The organism is Labilibaculum euxinicum, from assembly GCF_009795715.1.
Taxonomy (GTDB): domain Bacteria; phylum Bacteroidota; class Bacteroidia; order Bacteroidales; family Marinifilaceae; genus Labilibaculum; species Labilibaculum euxinus.
Genome location: NZ_WTCR01000032.1, coordinates 1 through 1,669 on the forward strand (window position 1 = coordinate 1; position 1,669 = coordinate 1,669).

The window sequence follows — 1,669 nt, forward strand, 5'->3', positions numbered from 1 at the left end:
CGTCAGACTGTCTAAAAACCTTGATAAGTTGTTGATAAGTTATAATTGCTGTATTTGGCAGGTTTTCAACACTTTGTTATCTTATGGTATGAGATTTATGCAAGGACAAGACAGAACACAAACTCATCTTTTTCCCATCTCACTGGATCAGTCAATTGCTAAAGACAATGAAGTTCGCTTGATCGACCTGTTTGTTGACAACCTTGATTTGAATGACTTTGGTTTTAAAGTTGATTTTGATGAAAACGGACGACCGGCTTACCGTCCATCGGATTTACTCAAACTCTACATTTATGGGTATCTGAACAGAACCCGCTCCTCCCGGGGTTTAGAGAAAGAGTGTACGAGAAACATAGAAGTTATGTGGTTGCTCAGGTGCTTAAGCCCTGACCACAATACCATCTCCAACTTTAGACGGGACAACCCCAAAGCAATAAAAAAAGTATTCCGGCAAACCGTTCAGCTGGCCAAACACTTTAATTTGATTGGAGGAAAATTGCTGGCCGGTGACAGCACCAAACTCAGGGCACAAAACAGCAAGAAAAACAACTTCAATCAAAAAAAGATTGACCGTCACTTAATCTATATTGAGAACAAGCTTTCGGAGTATGAAAAGGCATTAGCAGAAAGTGACGGCGATAAAAAAAAGATCATCGAAGAAGAAATCAGTAAACAAACTGATCGGAAAAAGGAGTATCAAAATATAGAGAGTCAAATCAAGCAAACAGGTCAGCCTCAAATCTCTACTTCCGATCCTGACAGCCGTCAGATGATTACCCGTAATAACATTACCGAAGTCGCTTATAACATACAAACCACGGTTGATGCAGAAAACAACATCCCCATCGATTACAAAGTAACAAATGCCAACGACAGCAAAGCCATGGGCAATATGCTGCAGCGTGCAAAAACGATTTTACGAAGCAACCAATTCACGGCTCTTTACGATAAAGGTTACCATACCGGTTCAGAATTCGCTGTCGCGGATCGATTGGGTATTGAAACCATAGTAGCCATACCCAGAGTGGCAGCACAAGCACCGAATCCAGAATATAATGTAGACAATTTCGGATACAACAAGCAGGAGGATTATTATACCTGTCCGCAAAACCAACAACTAAGAACTAACGGAAGATGGCACCAGGCCAGAACCTACCAGTTTAAACGCTATACGACCAAAGCCTGTGCAAACTGCAGTGTAAAAGACCAATGCAGCAAGGCAGTCTGTGGAAAGGCAATACAACGCAGCGAATACCAGGATCTCATTGAGGTAAACAAACAACGCGCAGATCAGAATCAAACTTATTATAAACGACGGCAGGCAATAGTCGAACATCCTTACGGAACCATAAAACGACAATGGGGATTCGATCACATTATGACAAAAAAAGGCATCGCAAGGGCAAGTGCCGATGTGGGCTTACAAATGACCGCCTACAACCTGCGCCGCTTAATCAATATTATTGGCCTGAAAACCCTCATGAAATGGGCAATACAGCAATTATCTTATTTTCTTGAATTAATACTGCTGTTAAAGTTAAGTGTCGCCCAAATAAGACCTCAATTCTATTTCCAAATAAAAGCATTTTCAATTTTTATGTATCCTTAAAACCGCTATATTTAACACTTAATTGAGCAGTTTGATGAGTTTTTAGACAGACTGACGTTA

At 40.7% G+C, this 1,669-nt stretch carries 1 protein-coding gene; it reads left to right on the forward strand.

The genetic code is table 11. The annotated features are described in order from the left end of the window. Nucleotides 1-1,609, forward strand: a 1,609-nt coding sequence (locus GQR60_RS19940) for an IS1182 family transposase (protein WP_225441469.1), incomplete at its 5' end; no start/stop codon positions are given. Between the last annotated feature and the right edge of the window lie 60 nt (nucleotides 1,610-1,669).